Origin of the sequence: Rhodosalinus sp. 5P4 (assembly GCF_041365695.1) — a bacterium.
Lineage (GTDB): Bacteria > Pseudomonadota > Alphaproteobacteria > Rhodobacterales > Rhodobacteraceae > Rhodosalinus.
This window is the reverse complement of sequence record NZ_JBGFSJ010000004.1, coordinates 165,850-184,755: the sequence shown is the minus strand read 5'-3', so window position 1 is coordinate 184,755 and position 18,906 is coordinate 165,850. Positions and strand designations below refer to the sequence as shown.

At 69.7% G+C, this 18,906-nt stretch carries 18 protein-coding genes; 12 read left to right on the top strand and 6 right to left on the bottom strand.

Annotated elements, in window-relative coordinates; all coding sequences use genetic code 11:
* Window positions 1–59 precede the first annotated feature (59 nt).
* From pal to argF, 7 genes are all read left to right on the top strand, one after another.
* Window positions 60–578, top strand: coding sequence for a peptidoglycan-associated lipoprotein Pal (gene pal, locus AB6A69_RS08765; protein WP_371055105.1), 519 nt, complete (start codon window positions 60–62; stop codon window positions 576–578).
* Between the two features lie 7 nt (window positions 579–585).
* The gene (locus AB6A69_RS08760; RefSeq protein WP_371055104.1) at window positions 586–1,425 is read left to right on the top strand and encodes a tetratricopeptide repeat protein; all 840 of its coding nucleotides are present in this window, start codon (window positions 586–588) and stop codon (window positions 1,423–1,425) included.
* 35 nt (window positions 1,426–1,460) lie between these two features.
* A complete protein-coding gene (gene tilS / locus AB6A69_RS08755) occupies window positions 1,461–2,771 on the top strand; it encodes a tRNA lysidine(34) synthetase TilS (protein ID WP_371060487.1) in 1,311 nt (436 codons plus the stop codon).
* Between the two features lie 121 nt (window positions 2,772–2,892).
* Entirely contained in the window at window positions 2,893–4,815 is a 1,923-nt protein-coding gene (gene ftsH / locus AB6A69_RS08750; protein WP_371055102.1) for an ATP-dependent zinc metalloprotease FtsH, read from the top strand.
* Between the two features lie 122 nt (window positions 4,816–4,937).
* Window positions 4,938–5,705 (top strand): tRNA pseudouridine(38-40) synthase TruA, encoded by a 768-nt coding sequence (gene truA, locus AB6A69_RS08745; RefSeq protein WP_371060486.1) that lies wholly within the window; start codon window positions 4,938–4,940, stop codon window positions 5,703–5,705.
* Between the two features lie 210 nt (window positions 5,706–5,915).
* Window positions 5,916–7,103, top strand: a complete 1,188-nt coding sequence (locus AB6A69_RS08740; RefSeq protein ID WP_371060485.1) for an aspartate aminotransferase family protein — start codon at window positions 5,916–5,918, stop codon at window positions 7,101–7,103.
* Between the two features lie 89 nt (window positions 7,104–7,192).
* Window positions 7,193–8,098 (top strand): ornithine carbamoyltransferase, encoded by a 906-nt coding sequence (argF, locus tag AB6A69_RS08735; protein ID WP_371037504.1) that lies wholly within the window; start codon window positions 7,193–7,195, stop codon window positions 8,096–8,098.
* A gap of 21 nt (window positions 8,099–8,119) precedes the next feature.
* Here the strand turns inward: argF and AB6A69_RS08730 are convergent, their stop codons facing one another.
* Both AB6A69_RS08730 and hrpB read right to left on the bottom strand, forming a co-directional pair.
* Entirely contained in the window at window positions 8,120–8,584 is a 465-nt protein-coding gene (locus AB6A69_RS08730; protein WP_371060484.1) for an NUDIX hydrolase, read from the bottom strand.
* Between the two features lie 94 nt (window positions 8,585–8,678).
* Entirely contained in the window at window positions 8,679–11,150 is a 2,472-nt protein-coding gene (hrpB, locus tag AB6A69_RS08725; protein ID WP_371060483.1) for an ATP-dependent helicase HrpB, read from the bottom strand.
* A gap of 109 nt (window positions 11,151–11,259) precedes the next feature.
* Here hrpB and meaB point away from each other — a divergent pair, with 109 nt between their 5' ends.
* The 4 genes from meaB (at window position 11,260) to AB6A69_RS08705 (ending at window position 13,677) form a co-directional block, all read left to right on the top strand.
* Window positions 11,260–12,231, top strand: coding sequence for a methylmalonyl Co-A mutase-associated GTPase MeaB (gene meaB / locus AB6A69_RS08720; RefSeq protein ID WP_371060482.1), 972 nt, complete (start codon window positions 11,260–11,262; stop codon window positions 12,229–12,231).
* A gap of 152 nt (window positions 12,232–12,383) precedes the next feature.
* Entirely contained in the window at window positions 12,384–12,674 is a 291-nt protein-coding gene (gene rpmB / locus AB6A69_RS08715) for a 50S ribosomal protein L28 (RefSeq protein WP_371037500.1), read from the top strand.
* 106 nt (window positions 12,675–12,780) lie between these two features.
* Window positions 12,781–13,134 carry a hypothetical protein gene (locus AB6A69_RS08710; RefSeq protein ID WP_371060481.1) on the top strand — a complete coding sequence of 118 codons (354 nt, stop codon included), beginning with the start codon at window positions 12,781–12,783 and terminating at the stop codon, window positions 13,132–13,134.
* Between the two features lie 45 nt (window positions 13,135–13,179).
* Window positions 13,180–13,677: a copper chaperone PCu(A)C gene (locus AB6A69_RS08705; protein WP_371055097.1), complete on the top strand. Its 498-nt coding sequence runs from the start codon at window positions 13,180–13,182 to the stop codon at window positions 13,675–13,677.
* Window positions 13,678–13,694: 17 nt separating this feature from the next.
* On the opposite strand, the gene AB6A69_RS08700 is transcribed toward AB6A69_RS08705, so the two are convergent.
* Together AB6A69_RS08700 and AB6A69_RS08695 are read right to left on the bottom strand one after the other, a co-directional pair.
* Complete coding sequence (locus AB6A69_RS08700) at window positions 13,695–14,393, bottom strand: NAD-dependent deacylase (protein ID WP_371060480.1); 699 nt, start codon at window positions 14,391–14,393, stop codon at window positions 13,695–13,697.
* Between the two features lie 9 nt (window positions 14,394–14,402).
* The gene (locus AB6A69_RS08695; RefSeq protein ID WP_371037496.1) at window positions 14,403–14,594 is read right to left on the bottom strand and encodes a CTP synthetase; all 192 of its coding nucleotides are present in this window, start codon (window positions 14,592–14,594) and stop codon (window positions 14,403–14,405) included.
* A 389-nt stretch (window positions 14,595–14,983) separates the two neighbouring features.
* On the opposite strand from AB6A69_RS08695, the gene AB6A69_RS08690 reads away from it, so the two are divergent.
* Entirely contained in the window at window positions 14,984–15,676 is a 693-nt protein-coding gene (locus tag AB6A69_RS08690; protein ID WP_371060479.1) for a hypothetical protein, read from the top strand.
* 193 nt (window positions 15,677–15,869) lie between these two features.
* Here AB6A69_RS08690 and lepA read toward each other — a convergent pair whose 3' ends face one another.
* Together lepA and AB6A69_RS08680 are read right to left on the bottom strand one after the other, a co-directional pair.
* Window positions 15,870–17,672, bottom strand: a complete 1,803-nt coding sequence (gene lepA / locus AB6A69_RS08685; RefSeq protein ID WP_371060478.1) for a translation elongation factor 4 — start codon at window positions 17,670–17,672, stop codon at window positions 15,870–15,872.
* Between the two features lie 54 nt (window positions 17,673–17,726).
* Window positions 17,727–18,902 carry a TauD/TfdA family dioxygenase gene (locus AB6A69_RS08680; RefSeq protein ID WP_371060477.1) on the bottom strand — a complete coding sequence of 392 codons (1,176 nt, stop codon included), beginning with the start codon at window positions 18,900–18,902 and terminating at the stop codon, window positions 17,727–17,729.
* Window positions 18,903–18,906: the final 4 nt, after the last annotated feature.

Sequence of the window (18,906 nt, the reverse complement as noted above, 5' to 3'; positions counted from 1 at the left end):
AAGCGCGGGGCGATATGGTAATCAGGACCAAACAACAACCATCGAGCGGGAAAACTGAGATGACACTTTTCGGCAAGGCGGCACTACTCGCGGCGGGGCTGGCGCTGGGCGCCTGCACCGACGCCGGACGTTTCGACGACATGGCCGCATCCGGCACCGGTGCAGGCGCCAGCGCGGGCACCGGTGCGGCGGGGTCGGCGAGCGACCCCACGAGCCGGGCCTACTTCCAGGAAGCCGTGGGCGACCGGGTCTTCTTCGCGGTCGACCAGTCCACCCTGGGATCGGAGGCGCGCGCCGTGCTCGACGCGCAGGCCGACTGGCTGAGCCGGAACCCCGACTACAGCGCCGTGATCGAGGGCCACGCCGACGAGCAGGGCACCCGCGAATACAACATCGCGCTGGGCGACCGCCGCGCGAACGCCGTGCGCGACTACCTCGTCAGCCGCGGCGTGGCGGGCAGCCGCCTGAGCACCGTGAGCTTCGGCAAGGAGCGCCCGGTGGCGGTCTGCTCGGACGAGAGCTGCTACAGCCGGAACCGCCGCGCGGTGACGGTGCTGGCGATCGGGACGGGGGCCTGAGGCCGTCATGCGTTTCGCGGCGATTCTCGCGGCGGCCCTTCTGCTCGTGCCGGTGGCCGCGGCCGCGCAGGAGGCCGATCGCGCGCGCACGCTGGCCGACATCCGCCAGGATCTCACCGTCCTGAACGTCGAGATCCAGCGCCTGCGGCGCGAGCTTGCCACGACGGGCAGCCCGGACATGAGCGTCGCGGGCGGGTCGTCGCTGGAACGGCTCGATTCCATCGAAAGCGCGCTGCAGCGCCTCACCGCGCGCACCGAGGAGCTGGAATACCGCATCGCGCGCATCGTCGAGGACGGCACGAACCGCATCGGCGACCTGGAGTTCCGCCTCGTGGAACTCGAGGGCGGCGACGTGAGCGCGCTGGGCGAGACGCCCACCCTGGGCGGCCTGCCGGCGGACCCGCTGCCCGGCCCGGCGCCAGCGTCCCCCGCGGGACAGGGCGGGACGGACACCCCCCAGCTCGCCGTGAGCGAGCGGTCCGATTTCGAGCGCGCGGAGGCCGCGCTGGCGGAGGGACGCCACGAAGAGGCGGCGGAGGCGTTCGGGCGCTTCCGGGAAACCTATCCCGGCAGCCCGCTGGAACCGCAGGTCTACCTGGGTCTCGGCCGCGCGCTCGAGGCGCAGGAGGACATGCGCGGCGCCGCGCAGGTCTATCTCGACGGGTTCAGCGCGCATCCCGACGCCGGTGCGGCGCCCGAAACGCTCTATCGTCTCGGCGCGGCGCTGGCCGCGCTCGACCGGATCGACGCGGCCTGCCAGATCCTCGCCGATGTCGGCGTCCGTTTTCCCGGCTCGCAGGCCGCGGACGATGCGGCGGAGCGTCAGGGCGGGCTCGGCTGCCCGTGAGCGAAGCCGGCCCGGATGCGCGTTTCGCCGCATCCATGGGCAGCCTGCTCGGGCCAGAGTTCCCGTCCGACATCGCGCTCGCCGTCTCGGGCGGGGGGGACAGCATGGCGATGCTGTATCTCGCCCATAACTGGACCCGCAGCTGGGGCGTGCGGCTCTGGGTGGTGACCGTCGATCACGGCCTGCGACCCGAAAGCGCCGCCGAGGCCCGGATGGTGGCCGGAACCTGCCGCGATCTGGGCTGGCCCCATGCCACGCTGCGCTGGCACTGGGACGGCGCGGGCAATCTTCAGGATGCCGCGCGCCGCGCGCGCCTGGCGCTGATCGACCGCTGGCGCGGCAGCATCCGCCATGTGCTTTTCGCGCACACGCTCGACGACACCGCCGAGACCTTCGTGATGCGGCTCGCCCGGGGATCCGGTGTGGAAGGGCTGTCGGCGATGGCGCCGCGGCGCCGTGTCGTCCCGCACGGAGAGGCACCTGCGCCCCTCTCGGAAGGGGAGATCGCGGCGCGGACGCGCCCGCCCGGGGCGGCGCCGGGCGCGCCGCCCGGCTTCGAGGTCGTCCGCCCCCTGCTGGGCGAGCGGCGGAAGGATCTGCGCTTCTACCTCGGTGTCCTCAAGGGGCGCTGGGTCGAGGATCCCGGCAACGAGGACCCGGCCTTCGGGCGCGCGCGCATCCGGCGTCTGCTTGCCGATCTCGAGGCGGAGGGGCTGGGCGTGGAACCCATCGCGGAGACCGCAGCGCGGCTGGCGCGCGCGCGGGCCGCGCTCGAGGCGCGGGCGGCCGACGTTGCGTCGCGAATCGCGCGCCGGGCCGAATGCTGCGGGGTGCCCACGGGCGACCTGCTTCTCGACCGGGACGGCTTGGCGAAGGTGGAGACGGACACGCAGCTGCGGGTGCTGGCCGCGGCGCTGCAATGGGTGGCGTCCGCGCCCTACAGGCCGCGCGCGCGCCCGCTCGAGGCGCTGCTCGACCGTCTGCTCTCGGGGGGAGGGGGCACGTTGCACGGCTGCGAACTGCGCGTGGAGGGCGCGGCGATCCGCGTCTTCCGCGAGCATTCGACCGTTCGCGGGATGGAGACGCCGGCCCACGCGGGGCGGCGCTGGGATGCGCGCTGGCAGGTCGTTCATCCCTGCGAGACCCACGTCATCCGCGCGCTCGGCCCCGAGGGCTGGGCGCAGGTGGAGACGAAGCCGCCCGGTGCGCCGCCCGCCCGGGCCGCCCATGCGCTGCCCGCCCTGTTCGACGGCACGCATCTCGCGGCCTGCCCGGCGCTCGGGATCGGCGCGCCGGAGGCGCTGTCGCTGCGCCCGCCGCGTGCGCCGGCGGGCATCGCGTTCTGAAATTGCGCGTGCCGCGCGCCTGCGCCGCGCCCCTTTGCATTGATCCCCGGCGGGGGATGTCTATTTAATGCGTCAGCCACCCGTGCTAACCATGCGCGCACCTGACATAGGAGTTTCCCCCTTGGGCAACGCACGCAACATCGCCTTCTGGGTCGTCCTGTTCCTTCTGATCCTGGCGCTCTTCAACCTGTTTTCCGGCGGCAACTCGACCCTGCAAAGCCGTGAGATCAGCTACACGCAGTTCGTCGAGGCGGTCGAGAACGACACCGTCAGCGCGGTCACGCTCGATGGCGAGCGCATCCGGTATCGCGGGACCGACGGTAACGATTACGTCACCGTGAAGCCGGAAGACGCCCAGGTAACGGAGCTTCTGCTCGACAACGGCATCGAAGTGCGCGCCGAGGTGCAGGAGCAGTCCGGCTTCCAGACCTTCCTTCTTTCGCTTCTGCCCTTCCTGCTGCTGATCGGCGTCTGGATCTACTTCATGAACCGGATGCAGGGCGGCGGGCGCGGCGGCGCCATGGGCTTCGGCAAGTCGAAGGCCAAGATGCTGACCGAAAAGCACGGCCGCGTCACGTTCGACGACGTGGCGGGCATCGACGAGGCCAAGGAAGAACTGGAAGAGATCGTCGAGTTCCTGCGCAATCCGCAGAAGTTCTCGCGCCTTGGCGGGAAGATTCCCAAGGGCGCGCTTCTGGTGGGCCCGCCGGGCACCGGCAAGACGCTCCTCGCGCGCGCGATCGCGGGCGAGGCGGGCGTGCCCTTCTTCACCATCTCGGGTTCCGACTTCGTCGAGATGTTCGTGGGCGTCGGGGCCTCCCGCGTGCGCGACATGTTCGAGCAGGCGAAGAAGAACGCGCCCTGCATCGTCTTCATCGACGAGATCGACGCGGTGGGCCGGTCGCGTGGCGCGGGCTACGGCGGCGGCAACGACGAGCGCGAGCAGACGCTGAACCAGCTTCTCGTCGAGATGGACGGCTTCGAGTCGAACGAGGGCGTGATCATCGTCGCCGCCACGAACCGCAAGGACGTGCTCGATCCCGCGCTTCTCCGCCCGGGCCGCTTCGACCGGCAGGTCACGGTGCCCAACCCCGACATCAAGGGCCGCGAGAAGATCCTGGGGGTGCATGCCCGCAAGACCCCGCTCGGCCCGGATGTGGACCTGCGCATCATCGCGCGCGGCACGCCTGGGTTCTCGGGGGCGGATCTCGCCAACCTCGTGAACGAGGCGGCGCTCATGGCCGCCCGAGTCGGCCGGCGCTTCGTGACGATGGAGGATTTCGACAACGCCAAGGACAAGGTGATGATGGGCGCGGAGCGGCGCTCCATGGTCCTGACGCCGGAGCAGAAGGAAAAGACGGCCTATCACGAGGCGGGACACGCCATTGTGGGGCTGACGCTGCCGCAATGCGATCCCGTCTACAAGGCCACGATCATCCCGCGCGGCGGCGCGCTCGGCATGGTGGTCTCGCTTCCCGAGATCGACCGTCTCAACTGGCACAAGTCCGAGTGCGAGGAAAAGCTCGCCATGACCATGGCCGGCAAGGCGGCCGAGATCATCCATTACGGCGAGGGCATGGTCTCCAACGGCCCGGCGGGCGACATCCAGCAGGCCTCGGCGCTGGCGCGGGCGATGATCATGCGCTGGGGCATGTCCGACAAGGTCGGCAACATCGACTATGCCGAGGCGCATGAAGGCTACCAGGGCAACACGGCGGGCTTCTCCGTGTCCGCCCACACCAAGGAACTCATCGAGTCCGAGGTGAAGCGCTTCATCTCCGAGGCTTATGAGCGGGCCCACGCCATCCTGACCGAGCGCAAGGACGAGTGGGAGCGCCTGGCCGAGGGGCTGCTCGAGTACGAGACGCTCACCGGCGAGGAGATCAAGCGCGTCATCAAGGGCGAGCCGCCCAATCTCGGCGAGGACGAGGACGACAGTTCCGGCAAGCCGAGCGCCCCGAGCGTGACGGCGATCCCCAAGACGAAGCCGCGCAAGCGTCCGCCCGAGGGGATCGGACCGGAGCCGGAACCGGAACCCACCTGACCGGGCGACAGTCAGGCTCATGTGACCATCAGGACCCCGCGCCGGTTGACCCGCGCGGGGTCTTTTCCTGAAACGGCCCGCGGGGATTGCCCGCGCCGGCATCCTTGCCTATGCGCCTCGCCATGCCTCGCTACGCCCTTCGCATCGAGTATCACGGCGGCCCCTTTGCGGGCTGGCAGCGCCAGGCCGACCAGCCTTCGGTGCAGGGCGCGCTGGAAGAGGCGCTTGCGAAGCTGGAACCGGGCCCCCACACCATCGCCGGCGCCGGACGCACCGATGCCGGCGTGCACGCGCTGGGCCAGGTCGCCCATTGCGACACCGCCAAGGACTGGGATCCGTTCCGCCTGTCGCAGGCGCTCAACCACCATCTGAAGCCCGCGCCGGTCGCCGTGCTCTCCGCGGCCCGCGTGGCGCAGGACTGGCACGCGCGCTTCTCGGCGGTGGAGCGGCGCTACCTCTTCCGGCTCCTGATGCGCCGCGCGCCGGCCACCATCGACGCCGGGCTTGTCTGGCAGGTGCCGCGCGAGCTCGATCTCGAGGCGGTGCGCGCGGGCGCCGCGCATCTGGTGGGACGGCACGACTTCACCACTTTCCGCAGTTCCATCTGCCAGGCGAAGAGCCCGGTCAAGACGCTCGACGCGCTGTCGGTGGAGCGGGTGGAGGGCCCGTCCGGCCCCGAGCTGCGGTTCCATCTCCGTGCGCGGTCCTTCCTGCACAACCAGGTGCGCTCCATCGTGGGCACGCTGGAGCGCGTGGGCGCCGGCGCCTGGGCGCCCGAGGACGTGAAGGCCGCGCTCGAAGCGCGCGACCGGGCGGCCTGCGGGCCGGTCTGTCCGCCCCACGGCCTCTACCTCGCCGGGGCCGGCTACCCCGAGGATCCCTTTGCGTGACCCTGCGCGGGGCGGGTTTTCGCTTCCGGCCGGGGCGCATCCGGGCTAAGGAAGACCCCATGAGCCACGCTGCCGCCCTTCGTACCCGACGACGCCCCCGCCGCGCCTGACGCGCCGGGCGCCCGACGCGTGGCGCTCTTCCCCCCTGCAGATTGACTTGCCCCTGCCGCTGCGGCACTCAAGGGGCTTCGAACCCGAAGGACCATGCCCATGATCCCGTCCGTTCTGCCGACCTACGCGCGCGCACCGCTGACCTTCGTGAAGGGGGAGGGCGCCTGGCTCGCCGAGGCCGACGGCCGCCGCTTCCTCGACATGGGCGCGGGGATCGCGGTGAACGCGCTCGGCCATGCCCATCCGGCGCTGGTCGAGGCGCTCACGGCGCAGGCCGCCAAGCTCTGGCATGTCTCGAACCTCTACCGCATCCCCGAGCAGGAGGCGCTCGCCGACCGGCTGGTCGCGGAGACCTTCGCCGACACGGTGTTCTTCACCAATTCGGGCACCGAGTCCTGCGAACTCGCCGTCAAGATGGCGCGGAAGTACTGGCACGACCGCGGCGCGCCCGAGCGCAGCGAGATCATCGCCTTCGAGGGTGCCTTCCACGGGCGGTCCTCGGCGGCGATCGCCGCGGCCGGCTCCGAGAAGATGACGAAGGGGTTTGGCCCCCTCCTGCCGGGCTTCACCCAGCTGCCCTGGGGCGATCACGACGCGCTGCGCGCCGCGGTGACGGAGAAGACCGCCGCGATCCTGATCGAGCCCATCCAGGGCGAGGGCGGCATCCGCCCGCTGCCGGACGTCTGCCTCCGCGGTCTGCGGGAGCTCTGCGACGAGACCGGCACGCTGCTCGTCCTCGACGAGGTGCAATGCGGCATGGGCCGGACGGGCAAGCTTTTCGCCCATGAATGGGCCGGTGTCGCGCCGGACATCATGATGGTGGCGAAGGGCATCGGCGGGGGCTTTCCGCTGGGCGCGGTGCTGGCGACCGAGACCGCCGCCTCGGGCATGACGGCGGGCACCCACGGCTCCACCTATGGCGGCAACCCGCTCGCCTGCGCGGTGGGGCTGCGCGTGATGGAGATCCTGGCCGACCCCGCGTTCCTGTCCGGCGTCCGCGCCACGGGCGGCACGCTGCGCCAGGGGCTCGAGGGGCTCGTCGCCGCCCACCCGGACGTCTTCGAGGAGGTGCGCGGCGCGGGCCTGATGCTCGGCCTGAAATGCCGGCTGCCGGCCGCGGAGCTGGTGCGCGCGGGCTATGACGAGGCGCTCGTCACGGTTCCCGCGGCCGACAACGTGGTGCGCCTGCTTCCGCCGCTCAACCTCGGCGCGGAGGAGGCGCAGGAGGCGCTCCGCCGCCTCGATCGCGCGGCGAGCGCCGCGCGCGCCGCTGCGAAGGCCGCCTGACGCCGAAGTCTCCCTGTCGCAATATCCCGGGGACATCGGCGCAGCCGATGGGGCAGCGCCCCGACCCCGCCAGCCACGGACGCAGATCCATGACGCATTTCCTCGACATCCACACCACGGATCCCGACGCGTTGCGGCAGATGATCGACGATGCACGCCGCATGAAGGGCGCGCGTGCCGGCCGCCCCAGGGGCGCGCCCGACGACGAGCAACCGCTCGCCGGGCGCATGGTCGCCCTCATCTTCGAGAAGCCGTCCACGCGCACCCGCGTCTCCTTCGACGTGGGCGTGCGGCAGATGGGCGGCGAGACGCTGGTGCTTTCGGGCGCCGACATGCAGCTCGGCCATGGCGAGACGATTGCCGACACCGCGCGGGTGATGAGCCGCTACGTCGATCTCATCATGATCCGCACCTTCGAAGAGGCGGTGCTGCGCGAGATGGCCGAACACGCGACGATCCCGGTGATCAACGGGCTGACGAACAGCAGCCATCCCTGCCAGATCATGGCCGACGTGATGACCTACGAAGAGCATCGCGGCCCGATCGCGGGACGCAAGGTGGTCTGGTCGGGAGACGGCAACAACGTCTTCGCCAGTTTCGCGCATGCCGCGCGCCAGTTCGGCTTCGATCTCGTGTTCACGGGGCCCGCCACGCTCGACCCCGATCCGTCGCTCGATGGCCTCTACACGACAGTGCGCGATCCCCAGGAGGCCGCGGCCGACGCCGACCTGATCGTGACCGACACCTGGGTCTCGATGCACGATCCGCAATCGGCCCGCGAGCGGCGGCACAACCAGCTTCGGCCCTACCAGGTCAACGCCGCGCTGATGGCGCGCGCCAAGCCCGACGCGCTTTTCATGCATTGCCTGCCCGCGCACCGCGACGACGAGGCGACCTCGGAGGTCATGGACGGCCCGCACTCGGTGATCTTCGACGAGGCGGAGAACCGGCTGCACGCGCAAAAAGCGATCATGCGCTGGTGCCTGGGCACGTAGCGGCCGCCCGGCCGGCGCGCCTCAGAACCGGGCGATCAGTTCCCTGAGGCCGGGTTCGCCCACCATGCGCGCGGCAACCCCGGTCGGAACCCAGCGGCGGTCCCGCTGGCCCGCTTCGGGAAAGCGGTTCGCCAGGGAGGCCACCGATACGGCGAAGACCTGCGCCTCGATCCAGAAAGGGTGCGGCCAGACGCGCTTGCGCTTGAGGTAGTGATAGATTCCGACGGGGGCCACGGGCGCGGACGGTTCGGGGATGACCCCGGCCTCTTCCCAGGCTTCCTGAAGCGCGCTTTCGGCGGCGTCGCAGCCCTCGACCGGCCAGCCCTTCGGCAGGATCCAGCGCTTCGTGTCACGGCTGGTCACGAGCAGCACCTCGCGCTCCGCGCCGCCGTTCCGGTGGCACAGCGCCGCGACCTGGCGATGCAGCATCCCGTCCGCCGCGGCGTCCGAGTATCCTGTCCAGTTCTGGCCCGGAACAAGGGTCATGCGATGTCGATCCTGCTCTTTTATCGTCCGCGGGCATATCCACGCCACGGTTCATCGTTATGTATATACGTTGTGTGACGGTTTTGTAAATGGCCTACGTTTTTCGGCGTTTGGCGCGCAGGGTCGGATCTGCCACCCTGGGATCCTCGGGCCAGGGGTGTTTGGGGTAGCGCCCGCGCATCTCCTTTCGAACCTCGGCATAGGAGGTGGTCCAGAAACCTGGCAGGTCCATGGTCGTCTGAACCGGCCGGCCGGCGGGGGACAGGAGCGTCACGCGAAGCGGCCGGCCGGCGACCGTGGGATGGGCGGTCTGGCCGAACATTTCCTGCAGGCGCAGCGCGATTTCCGGCGCCTCGCCGGAATAGTCTATGGGCACCTTGCGCCCGAGCGGCGTGGTGAAGGCCCCCGGCACCTCGCGGTCGAGCGCCTGGCCCTGCGCCCAGTCGAGCCGGGCCCGCAGCGCGGGCAGCAGGTCGAAGCCGCGCCATGCCTCCGCGGTGCGGATGTCGCCGAGATGGGGCAGCAGCCAGGCCTCAAGCGTGGCCATCAGCGCGGCGTCGGAAAGGTCGGGCAGGTCGAGCCCCGCGTCTCGGCCGAGCGCGACCCGGGCCTGGAACCGCCGCGCCGCGTCCGAAAACGGCAGGCCGAGCTCGCGCACGCCGTCGAGCATCGCGCGCGCCACGTCCTCCTGCGGCGCATCGCGCCACAGCCGGTCGTCGAGGGCGATCGCGCCGAGCCGCTCCTGCTGACGCGCGAGCACGCGACGGTCGCGCCGCGACCAGTCGCAGACATTCTGCCATCGGATGCGGTCGGCAAAGAGCTGGCGCAGTTCGGACTCCGCGATGGGAATGGCCTGCCGGATGCGCGCCTCGCGCGGATCGCCGTCGAGGTCGGTGACGACGATCAGACGCTGCGCGGCGAGCGGATCCTCCTCGGCCATGACCGCGCCCTTGCCGCCCGACAGAAGGAAGCGCGGCGCCGCGCCCCTGCGCCGAAGCCCGATCCGGTCGGGGTAGGCCAGCGCGGCCATGGCGGCGGTCGAAAGCGCCTCGTCCGCGGGATCGCCTGCGGCTTTCGCAAGCCGCGCCGCCTCGGTGCGGATGCGGTCCACCGCGGCGCGGTTCGGCGTCCAGGGACGGCGCTCCGCGAAACGGCGTGGATCGGCGACGGCCTCCAGGCGCAGCGCGAGGTCCACTGGGGCGGCGCGGGGCAGGGGGTCGCGCTCGGCCAGGAGCGCGGCGAGGGTCGCCGCCCCCGGCCCGGCCACCGCCAGCATGTGCCCGAGCCGAGGGTGCAGCGGCAGATGCGCGAGGCGGCGGCCATGCGCGGTGATCGCGCCCCGATCATCGAGCGCGCCCAGCATGCCCAGAAGCGCCAGCGCCTCGGCGTGGGCGCCCTCGGGCGGCGGCGTGAGAAACGGGAGCGCGGCAGGGTCCGCGCCCCAGAGCTTCAGCTCGAGGGCGAGGCCGGCGAGGTCGGCGGCCTCGATCTCGGCCGGCGGGTGCGCGGCGAGCGCGCCCTCCTCGCCCTTCGTCCAGAGCCGGTAGGCCACGCCCGGCGCGACCCGGCCCGCGCGTCCGGCGCGCTGGGCGGCCTCGGCGCGGGTCACCCGCTCGGTCACGAGCCGCGACATGCCCGACCCCGGATCGAAGCGCGCCCGGCGCGCCCGGCCCGCGTCCACCACGACGCGGATGTCCTCGATCGTGAGCGAGGTCTCGGCGATCGACGTGGCGAGCACGATCTTCCGGCCCCCGGTCTCGGGGCGGATGGCGGCGCGCTGGGCGGAGAACGGCATCGCGCCGAAAAGCGGCCGCAGCACGCAGTCCGCGGGCAGCCGGCCGCGCAGCAGCGCCTCGGTGCGGCGGATCTCTCCCTCGCCCGGCAGGAAAACCAGAACGCCGCCCTCGGTCTCGCCGACGGCCCGGGCGACGAGGTCGGCCGTCGCCTCCTCGAGCCGCCGGCCTTTCGGCACCGGCGCCTCGAGCCAGCGCGTCTCCACCGGGAAGCCGCGGCCCTCGGACCGGAGGGCGGGCGCCTCGATCAGCGCGGCGACCGGCGCGGCGTCGAGCGTGGCGGACATGGCGAGAAGCACGAGGTCCTCGCGCAGCGCGCCCGCGATCTCGAGGCAGAGCGCGAGGCCCAGGTCCGCGTTGAGCGAGCGTTCGTGGAACTCGTCGAAGATCACCGCGCCCACGCCCTCGAGCCCGGGGTCGGACTGGATCATCCGTGTCAGCACACCTTCCGTGACCACCTCCACGCGGGTGGCGGCGGAAACCTTCGTGTCTCCGCGGATGCGGTACCCCACGGTCTGGCCGGGCCGTTCGTCCAGCGTCTCGGCCATCCGCTCCGCCGCGGCGCGCGCGGCCAGGCGGCGGGGCTCCAGCATGACGATGCGCCCCGCCCGGGGGATGCCGGCCTCCAGCATCGCCAGCGGCACGCGGGTGGTCTTGCCCGCGCCGGGCGGCGCTTCCAGCACGGCGCGGCCGCGCTTGCGGAGCGCCTCCAGAAGCTCTGGCAGCGCGGCGTCGATGGGCAGCGGATCGCGAGGGGCGGGGAGCGTTGGCATGGCCCGGTTATCGGTCAGGGAACTCCGCGCGTCCACCGCACGGTGACGGGCTGGACACGCCGCGCGCGCTGCGGTCAAGTGCGCGTCCGGGACAGCAGCGGAGCCCATCATGGACATCGAGACCCTCGCCCGCGACGTCGCCGCCGGAGACCGGCGGGCGCTCGCCCGCGCGATCACGCTGATCGAGAGCCGCCGCGCGGATCACCGGTCCGACGCCGTCGCCCTGCTGGAGGCGCTCCGGCGCGACGGCCGGCAGGCGCTGCGCATCGGGCTTTCGGGCACGCCCGGCGTCGGCAAGTCGAGTTTCATCGAGGCGTTCGGCCTCATGCTGACCGAACAGGGGCTGCGCGTCGCCGTGCTGGCGGTCGACCCCTCCAGCGCCCGCTCGGGGGGGTCCATCCTGGGCGACAAGACGCGGATGGAGCGGCTTTCGCGGGAGCCCCGCGCCTTCATCCGCCCGTCGCCGGCGCAGTCGCAGCTTGGCGGCGTCGCCCGTCGCACGCGCGAGGCGGTGGCGCTCTGCGAGGCGGCGGGCTTCGACGTGGTGCTGGTCGAGACGGTGGGCGTGGGCCAGTCCGAGACCGTGGTGGCCGAGATGACCGACCTTTTCGTGCTGCTCCTCGCCCCGGCGGGCGGCGACGAGTTGCAGGGGGTGAAGCGCGGCATCATGGAGATCGCGGACCTGATTCTCGTCAACAAGGCCGACAGGGAACTGAAGGCCGCGGCCACCCGGACCTGCGCGGATTACGCGGGCGCGCTGCGGCTCCTGCGCAAGCGCCCGCAGGACCCCGAGGGCTTCCCAAAGGCGCTGACCGTGTCGGCCCATGAAGGCACCGGGCTCGTGGCCGCCTGGGAAGAGATGCAGGCGCTCGCGCGCTGGCGGCGGGAGGCCGGGCACTTCGATCGTCGCCGCGCCGAACAGGCGTCGGAATGGTTCGCTGCCGAGGTGCGCGAGGGCCTGCTGGCGCGCCTCGCATCCGAACCCGGCATGCGCGCCCGGATGGAGGAGATGACCCGCAAGGTCCGCGCGGGCGAGGCCACGCCCGAAGGCGCGGCGGCGCGCCTGCTCGACGAGTTCTGAGCGGCGGGCCGGCGCCGCGCCCGCCATGCCGGGCCGGTGGTGATTCCGCCTTGACACCCCGCCCCCGCTGATGTTCAACGCGCCAATCAGTTTTCGGGCGCCCCCGCGCTGGGCAGGGTGGCGCCCCATTTCGTTTAATGCACGAGGATGCCATGTCGCGCCGTTGCGAATTGACCGGAAAAGGGCCGATGGTCGGCAACAATGTCAGCCACGCCAACAACAAGACGAAGCGCCGGTTCCTGCCGAACCTGAACGACGTCTCGCTGCAGTCCGAGGCGCTGGGCCGCCCGGTGAAGATGCGCATCTCCGCCGCGGCGCTGCGCACCGTGGATCATCGTGGCGGGATCGACGCCTATCTGATGAAGGCGCGCGAGGCCGACCTGTCGGCCAACGCGCTGAAGATCAAGCGCGACGTCGAGAAGGCGCTGGCCGAAAAGGCCTGAACGCCACGGCGCATCCCTCGCAGGCGGCCCTGCCCGGAAACGGGCGGGGCCGCGTCGCGTTTGACGCAGTTGCCGGCGGCGGGCGAATGTGTGTAGATGCCGGCCGATGAGCGACCGCCTGCGTCCCCTGGCAGCCCTTCTTCTGGCCCTCTGCGTCGTTCTGACGGCACAGGCGATGGCGCTTGCGCGCGGGCAGTCGTCGGCCGCGGGGGAGATGGTGATCTGCACCGGCGCGGGGCTCGTCACCGTGGCCGTCGATGCCGAGGGAAACCCGGAAGGGCCCGCCCATATCTGTCCTGACTGCGCGCTCTCCCTGATCGCGGCGGCGCCGGCCGCGCCGCGGGCGCGCGCGCGGGCGCCCGATCTTCTGACGGTTCGGTTCGCCCGGACGGCCGTGCCCGCGCCCGTCGCGGCGCGGCACTCTCCGGTCTCGGCCCGCGATCCGCCCCGCGCGGCGTGATCGAGAGCACCAGGAAACACGCACCGAGACCGAAAAGAGACAGACATGACCTTCAGGACGACCCTTCTGGCCGCCGCCTGCGCGCTGGCCACGGCCCTTCCCGCCGCCGCCCAGGACAGCATCGCGGTGACCGACCCCTACGCCCGGAGTTCGGGCATGATGGCCAATTCCGGCGCCGCCTTCATGGTGATCGAGAACCGCTCGGACACCGATGACCGGCTGATCGGCGCGTCCTCCGACGTGGCCGAAAGGACCGAGCTTCACACCCACGAGGAAGACGAGATGGGCGTGATGCGCATGATCCACGTGGAGGAAGGCTTCGCGATCCCCGCGGGCGGCACGCTGATGATGGCGCGTGGCGGGCACCACGTCATGTTCCTCGGCCTCTCCGGGCCGATGGAGCAGGGCGACAGCGTCACCCTCACCCTCGAGTTCGAGGAGGCGGGCGAGGTGACCGTCGAGGTGCCGGTGGACCTCGAGCGCAAGCCGCGCCACGGCATGGGGCACGGCGCGGGCCACGGCATGGGCCAGACCACCAACTGATGACGGCCGGCCGGGGCTCAGCCCCCGGCCGCCAGCACCTCCTCCACCCAGGCCGGCACGATCCGCGAGGCGGGTCCGTGCCGCGCCTCGTCGAAGAAGGCCGAGCCTGCCGAGGGCTCCAGGTTCAGCTCCAGCGTGCGCGCGCCATTGAGCGCCGCCTCCTGCACGAAGCCCGCGGCCGGGTAGACCTCTCCGGAGGTGCCGATGGAGACGAAGAGATCGCAGGCGGCGAGCGCGCGGCCGATCTCGTCCATGTGGTGGGGGATCTCGCCGAACCAGACGACGTCGGGCCGCGTGGCCGGCGCGCCGCAGGCGGGGCAGGGATCCTCGGGCGCCATCGCCTCGGGCGCGTCCCAGTCATGGGCGCAGGCGGCGCAGAGCGCCCGGTCGAGCGCGCCGTGCATGTGGCGCGGGTTGCGCGCGCCCGCCGCCTCGTGAAGCCCGTCCACGTTCTGCGTGACCAGCAGGAACGCCGCCCCGAGCGCCGCCTCCAGCCGGGCCAGCGCCAGGTGCGCGGGGTTCGGCCGCGCGGCGCGGGCCTGGGCGCGGCGGGCGTTGTAGAAGGCGTGCACGCGGGCCGGGTCGCGGGCGAAGCGCTCGGGCGTGGCCACGTCCTCGATCCGGTGCTGCGCCCAGAGCCCGCCCGCGTCGCGGAAGGTGCCGAGCCCGGACTCGGCCGAGATCCCGGCCCCGGTGAGGACGACGACGCGCGGCACGGGCGGCGCTCAGCCCTCGTCGCGCTCGTAGAGCTGCTTGGCCACCAGCCAGGAGACCGGGAAGGAGAGCACGAAGCCCGCGATCCCGGCGATGACGATGGGCCAGGTGGTGCCGAACCCGGCCACCAGCACGGCGATGATCGCGGCGCCCGCCACGGTGGCGCCGATGAAGATGTGAAGCATCAGGGTGAGGGCCAGCATGTGTGCGTCCTTCGGCTATGGCGTTTCCGAAGCGTTGGTAGCTGACGGAGGCGCGAGCCGGCCTTGATCTGGGTCAGGTCGCGGGCTTGTGCAACCTAAGGAGTGATATTAGGCTTACTCATACCCCCTGTGAGGGAGTATCTGGACCAGTTGAAGAGGAAGCATACGACTCAAGGAGCCTGTCGAAGCGGAAATTGGAAAGTTGTCCGAATGCCACGGACTAACGCGAGGCAAATTGCGTTAAGATTTTGTTAATCAAGATGGCTGATCGCCATAATGATGCTGGAAACTTACCCAAAAAACATCTTAAAGTGGATTGCAGTTTTCACCATGCTACCAGAAGAAGAGTCGCTGGATAGAAAACAGGTGTGAACTGAGGGGAATATGTGATGACGTTTTGGAGAAAAGGAAAAAAGAATGGTGCATCCTTGCAAAAAGCAGAGGAGAAAGAAGAAAAAATAATCGATCTAATAAATCAATATAGATTTTTTGAGCGAACAATTGAAGTTGCTACGGAAGAAATCGAGGCGAAGGCTCGCGATTTCGCGTGCCGCAGGAAGCCGGAACCTGACATATACGAATATGAAGTTGGAAATTTACTAATTGAGGCGAAAGAAGAAACCAATCCGCTCCTTCCGGAATGTCGAGGCTCCAAAAATCAGGGAGTGTCTATCCGGAAATACAACGTTGATCTTTCGACTGCTCGGCGTCGTGCCGAACTAGCGCGCCGTTTCCGTCTCCCGCTCAATGTTTTTTCGCGCCCACTTCACGCTGCAAGAACGGCGCCAACCGTGGATCCTGAAGTCGAGGAACTGGAAGATCTGGATGCGAAACTCAGTCTTTGGCGTTATCATCTTAGATCGCTTGAGCACCAAATTTTGGAGCTTGCGCCGGCCGATATAGATAGTGCCATGCAAAAGATGAAGTTCGTAACTGAATTAATTATCAAGGGCGATGAGTTGGACGTCGACTATTTTGCTTACCTGATTCAGGAGTGCGTGGATGTTTGCGATGAAAACCTTGCTGAAATTCTTAAGAACTACCGAAAGCATATGCCCAGCTTGTTTGTGGAGTCCATGTAGCGTCCGCAGGCAGATGATCTGGTGATTTGTGCTGTTGGCGTGAGAATGCGTGCCCGCCGTAATGAGAACACAACGCCTCTGATACGGGGCTGCAATTATCGCAGCAAGGCTTGGAAACTAAGTGATGGGACGTCAATAAATATAAATTTGCGCAGAGCGTCTTGATCTAAGAATTTCAGTCGTTTGCAAAACGTCACCCATCCATCTTCAACGCCGAGATGAACGCCTCCTGCGGGATCTCGACCTTGCCGAACTGGCGCATCTTCTTCTTGCCGGCCTTCTGCTTCTCCAGAAGCTTCTTCTTCCGCGTCACGTCCCCGCCGTAGCACTTGGCCGTCACGTCCTTGCGGAGTGCCGCCAGCGTCTCGCGCGCGATGACCTTGCCGCCGATCGCCGCCTGGATCGGGATCTTGAACATGTGGCGGGGGATGAGGTCCTTCAGCTTCTCGCACATCGCCCGGCCCCGGCTTTCCGCCCGGTCGCGATGGACCATGGTGGAGAGCGCGTCCACCGGCTCGTCGTTCACGAGGATCTGCATCTTCACCAGCCGGTCCTCGCGGTAGCCGATGATCTCGTAGTCGAAGCTCGCATAGCCCTTCGTCACCGATTTCAGCCGGTCGTAGAAGTCGAACACCACCTCGTTCAAGGGCAGGTCGTAGACCACCATCGCGCGCGAGCCGGCATAGGTGAGGTCGAGCTGGATGCCGCGGCGGTCCTGGCAGAGCTTGAGCACGTCGCCCAGGTACTCGTCGGGCACGAGGATCGTGGCCTTGATCCGCGGCTCCTCGATCCGCTCGACATGGGTGAGGTCGGGCATGTCGGCGGGGTTGTGAAGCTCCTTCATCTCCCCGTCCTTCATGTAGAGGTGATAGACCACCGAGGGCGCGGTGGTGATGAGCTCGATGGCGTATTCCCGCTCCAGCCGGTCGCGGATCACCTCGAGGTGGAGCAGCCCCAGGAACCCGCAGCGGAAGCCGAAGCCGAGCGCGGCCGAGGTCTCCATCTCGTAGGTGAAGGAGGCGTCGTTGAGCGCGAGCTTCTCGATGGCGTCGCGCAGATCCTCGAACTGGGCGGAGTCCACCGGGAAGAGGCCGCAGAACACCACCGGGATCGATGGCTTGAAGCCCGGCAGCGGTGTTTCGCAACCCTTCTTCTCGGTGGTGATCGTGTCGCCCACGCGGGTGTCGCGCACCTGCTTGATCGAGGCGGTGATGTAGCCGATCTCGCCCGGGCCGAGCTCTCCCACGTCCACCATGGCGGGGCGGTAGACGCCCACGCGGTCCACGTCGTAGGTGCCGCCCGTCTTCATCATGCGGATGCGCTGGCCCTTCTTCAGCACCCCGTCGATGACGCGGACGATGACGACGACGCCGAGATAGGGGTCGTATTTCGAGTCCACCAGCATCGCCTTGAGCGGCGCCTCGGTGCTCCCTTCCTTCGGCGGGGGCAGGCGGGTCACGATCGCCTCCAGCACGTCGGGGATGCCGATGCCGGTCTTGGCGGAGATCCGCACCGCGTCGGTGGCGTCGATGCCGATCACGTCCTCGATCTGCTCGGCCACGCGGTCCACGTCCGCGGCGGGCAGGTCGATCTTGTTGAGGACGGGGACGATCTCATGATCCGCGTCGATCGCCTGGTAGACGTTGGCGAGCGTCTGCGCCTCCACGCCCTGGGTCGCGTCCACCACGAGAAGCGAGCCCTCGACCGCCTGCATGGAGCGGCTGACCTCGTAGGAGAAGTCGACGTGCCCGGGCGTGTCGATGAGGTTCAGGACATAGGTGTGCCCGTCCTTGGCGGGGTAGTCGATGCGGACGGTGTTGGCCTTGATGGTGATCCCGCGCTCGCGCTCGATGTCCATCGCATCGAGGAGCTGCTCCTTCATGTCGCGTTCGGCCACGGTGCCGGTAAGCTGGATCAGCCGGTCGGCCAGGGTGGATTTCCCGTGGTCGATATGGGCGACGATGGAGAAGTTGCGAATGCGGGAAAGCTCGGTCATGCGGGGGGATATGAGCGGGTTTGCCCTCCCGGTCAAGCGATCCGGCGCGGGCGGTCAGCCTGTCTGCGCCAAGGGCGCGCCGACGGGCTGCCCGGCGGTCTCGGCGCGGCGCCCGTCATGGCCGCGCCGGGCGAGCACGCGGTAGGTGGAGCGCAGCGCGCCCCGGTCCGTGTAGCAGCCGCGCAGGTGGCGCGCGCCGCTCTCGGCCGAGAACGCCTCGCGGCCGTGCACCACGCGGTGATTGTCGAAAACGATGCACTCTCCCGCGTTCAGCCGGAAGCGGGCGAGGAAGCGATCCTCGCGCAGCATCCGGAGGAAGCGGCAGAAGGCGGGGTAGAAGCTGTCGAGCAGCTCCTGCGGCAGGTCCATGTCGTCCTGAAGGTGCTGGGAGATGGTGAGCCCGGTGACCCGCCCCTTGTGGTCGAGCTCGATGATGCGCTGGTGGGCGCGGTAGTCCCAGGTCTCGTGGCGGTAGAAGAAGGGCACGTCGTGCCCGGCGAGCAGCGCGAAATCCTCCGGATGCTCGGCGCGGAAGGCCTCCGCCACCGCGGCCCCGTCAAGGAAGAGGCTCCGCCCGCCCTCGACCGAATTGGCGCGGCAGTGCAGGAACTGGACGCCGGGCGCGGCCTCCTCGCCGGGCAGGTCGGTGTGCATCTCGAGCGCGCCCGCGGTGAAGGCGAGGTTGGTGGGCGCGATCTCCAGCCGGACGTCGAAGTAGAGCCCCTCGGCCGAGGGGGTGACGGGGCCCAGCGTCTCGACGAGCCGGGTGAGGCTCTCGTCGCTGTCCTCCATCCCCGTGACGAGGGCGATGCCCTCCTCGATGAGGGCGTGGGCGAGGCGCGCGCGGGCGTCGGGGGAGCTCAGCACCTCCGCCTGCGGCACGCGCAGGAAACTCGGATAGTGATCGCCCTGCCAGAGCCGGCGGGGCAGTTCCGCCGGGTCGGGCGCGTGGCCGCGCTCGGCGACATGGGCGAGTGCTTCGAGCGGAAGGCGCGTCACCAGCGCCTCGCCCTCCCAATCGACCACGAGGGCGCCGTCTTCGATCCGGGCGGCGCGGGCGCGCGGGGCCGCATCCAGCGCGGAGATGTCGAAGACCCGCTCGCGCGTCACCGGGTCGATGCAGGTCGGGTCGGCGTCGCGCAGCCAGTGGTAGTTGAAGTAGGCTTCGCCGCCGGGCAGGGGAAGGTGAAGGCCCTGCGGGCCGAGGCGGGGCGCGTCTGTCGATGTCATCGTG